The sequence below is a fragment of the Rhizobium sp. SEMIA 4085 genome, from assembly GCF_013004495.1.
Taxonomy (GTDB): Bacteria; Pseudomonadota; Alphaproteobacteria; order Rhizobiales; family Rhizobiaceae; genus Rhizobium; species Rhizobium gallicum.
In genome coordinates, this window is record NZ_JABEPH010000537.1 from 1 (window position 1) to 2,864 (window position 2,864).

Sequence of the window (2,864 nt, forward strand, 5' to 3'; positions counted from 1 at the left end):
TTTGCACCCGGCGCTGTCGTGTGTCCTTCGAGACTCATCCTGGCAATCCCTCCAAGTGCGGTATTAAGCGCGTCCATGTTCGTTTGGGCAATCTCTGGAAATGCACGTCCAATCCTCTAGTTCCTTCCAGGGATCGAATACCCATGACTTCGCGACCGAACCGTGAACTCTAGGTGATCATGCCTCCGATAGGTTTTGTTTTCGGCGCATTTTGATTGCTTGGTTTGCAATTGCGCTGGAGCTGACCAACACTGAAAAGTTTGCACATCCTGTCACGAGATGAATGACAATGTCAGGAGCTCTCCCGCACCATTCATTTGTCCAAGCGTCAGGTGCCGCACCAATGGACAGACAAGATCGCCCGCAAGATGCCAGCCCTCCAAGGAGGTGTAAGGTAAGATCTGGACGAAATTCGTGCGGGGGCGCTAAGCCAAGGGCCGCGTGGTAGTCTTGAGACGATTTTCAGTATCGTGGTTCGGGCCTGGACGCGACATAGATCGCAGCAACCGCCATCAGAACTCCAGCGCCAACCATCGCAATTGCTGAAGGTGTGAAAAAAACGACCAGAATGAGAAAGCTGCAAATCATCGAGATACAGGCGACAAGCTTATGACGTCGCCGGATCGCCCCTTGGCGGCGCCAATTTCGCAGTGGCTCGCCGAAGCGCGGATGGGCAAGCAGCCAGCGCTCAAAGCGCGGGGAGGAGCGGGAGAATAGAGCAGCGGCAAGGATCAGGAACGGTGTCGTCGGAAGCAGCGGCACGAAGATACCGATAACGCCGATTGCAACGAAACCAAAGCCAAGGGCAGCAAACATCAACCGCACGGAATTCCTTTCATCAAGCGGCTCCAGCCGTTCAACCGCTCCAAAGCGCCGTTGGCCCTGCCGTTTCTCCTATCAGCATACCATAGGGATGCGCGGAGAATAGGATTGTAGTGCGCGCCGTTCAACCTTGTGCAAATCCGCTTTTCCACCAAACCGAATATCTCGGTAAAAGCGACCAGGCATACAACGCACGCCTAGAGACGCGATCAGGGCAAGACCGGAAAGAGATCCAGAATGCAGATAACGCGCGACGACAATGGTGACTTTATCCTCAATCCCGCAGAGCTTTCCTCGCGCTTCGGCCTCTCCGGAACCGAGTTCAGGCGAAAACTGCAGATGGGATTGGTTGCAAGTACCGTGGAAATTGGTGAAGGCGAGGATCTCGGCCTGCAGCGGCTGAGCCTCAGGATCGGCAATCGCATTTGGCTCGCGATCCTCGACAACTCCGATAAGGTCATTTCCGAAGAAATGACCTTCGCTCGGGCTGGCACGATGAAAAGGACCAGCCGCCGGAAGCTTGCATAAGAGCGGCTATTCGCCACCTATTTCCGTTCGTTCTTCTATGTTGCCGTGGGCTATCTCATCAGGGGGCAGGGACCTTGTCTCGTCTGCAATACCTTTGTTAAGGCCTTATCCCCTGGGAGACGTCGCCGTCAACGTCGGGATCCTGCCGCGATCTCCGGCCTCAATGACAATCCGGCGTTGCTCGCTCCAAGGGCATCAAGGAACCGGCGAGCGACAGAGGCGGTCAGCTTCTTCGACACCGGCACGGGCTTCCTCGGCAGCGACACTACGCTATGGCAAAATCTTAAGCGGGCGCCTGCACGGCAGGTGGACCGGGGGCTGCGAAAGCTTGGCCGCGCTCCGCTCTCAGGGGATGGACCTCCATATGGTCACTGTCGTCCCGCTAGCTTTGCGTTGCATCCTCCCTCTCCATGGCTTCGGCAGCCAAATACATCAGGTCGTGCATCTTCTCGCGGAGAAGTGCTTCATCGGCAGCGCGGCCAGCGGCACTGAAGTCCGCGCGAATCTTCTGCAGCAGATTTGCATCTCCCGGAGACGTGATGGCTGTTGCCACAACCTCGTTCACATAAGCGTCGACGTCGTTGCGGCCGATAGCAGCGGCAACCCATTCCGCCAGCAGGCGGTTTCGGCGGGCACGAACCTTCAGCGACCGCTCAAAGTCGAGAATGTATTTGTCTTCAAGCGCCCGTCTTCTATCGTCCAAGGATGTCATGCGAAAACTCCTTTCCTTGCCGCGGCGCAAAAGGGGCGTGAGCATCGAGCGCCATTCGGGCCGAAACAGGACTTTGCTTGTGCGTCATGACGTAACCTCGGTTTTGAGGCGACGATGTGCGCGAGGCAAGGCGCGTTGATAGCGATCAAACCCGACCATCTGAAAACGCTGTGAGAGGGTTAGCCGTTCCCAAATTGGTGCAGGACTTCAAATCTATTCCTCACTTCGCCCGCCACTAGGACCGCGTTATGGCGGCCAGATAGATGGCATCCGCTGTCATCTGAAATGACTTATATCAAGAATGACCGTCGCCATTGCGATGCAAGCGCACATTCGGGATGCCCCTGGCCGATCGCGATCCCAATGTCCAACTTCCTCGAAAAACGAAGCTTGGAGCATCGGTGATGTCAGATTTCTCGGCGGAACGATGTGGACGGACTTCCGATTACGCGATCACGATACTGCGCATGCGATGGTATATGCCGAGTGCAGGATGAACGACTTCAGATCAAGTTCTCGAAGCTTCCGTTTGGGAAGTTCAAACCGCCATGCGTATCGAAAGCTTGGAGAAACACGTGATTCTAATGCGTCCGAGCTTCGGGGCGGCGAGGGATGGAGAACGGCGGTGTGCGTCGATCTCAGGAGTTCCATAAGATAGATTATGCGATGTTTGTGTGTAGCCGCAAAGTTAAAGTGTCCTGTTTCTGCAAAGTAAGAATGTCACACTCCCCGCGTTTGATGACGTGGGAGATTGCCGATGGGACTGATTGCGATGAGCGAGCGTGACCTGCAGCGGATCGAG

At 55.7% G+C, this 2,864-nt stretch carries 3 protein-coding genes and 1 pseudogene; 2 read left to right on the top strand and 2 right to left on the bottom strand.

The features are described from left to right. Nucleotides 1-232: 232 nt before the first annotated feature. Nucleotides 233-390 (top strand): annotated as a pseudogene (locus tag C9413_RS30540) (NapC/NirT family cytochrome c); the annotation flags it as partial. 72 nt (nucleotides 391-462) lie between these two features. On the opposite strand, the gene C9413_RS30545 reads toward C9413_RS30540, so the two are convergent. Further along, nucleotides 463-816, bottom strand: a complete 354-nt coding sequence (locus C9413_RS30545; protein ID WP_052451791.1) for a YbaN family protein — start codon at nucleotides 814-816, stop codon at nucleotides 463-465. A gap of 243 nt (nucleotides 817-1,059) precedes the next feature. Here C9413_RS30545 and C9413_RS30550 point away from each other — a divergent pair, with 243 nt between their 5' ends. Then, nucleotides 1,060-1,350: a DUF6522 family protein gene (locus C9413_RS30550; RefSeq protein WP_170251358.1), complete on the top strand. Its 291-nt coding sequence runs from the start codon at nucleotides 1,060-1,062 to the stop codon at nucleotides 1,348-1,350. 382 nt (nucleotides 1,351-1,732) lie between these two features. Here C9413_RS30550 and C9413_RS30555 read toward each other — a convergent pair whose 3' ends face one another. Beyond that, nucleotides 1,733-2,062 (bottom strand): ATPase inhibitor subunit zeta, encoded by a 330-nt coding sequence (locus C9413_RS30555; protein ID WP_040116571.1) that lies wholly within the window; start codon nucleotides 2,060-2,062, stop codon nucleotides 1,733-1,735. Between the last annotated feature and the right edge of the window lie 802 nt (nucleotides 2,063-2,864).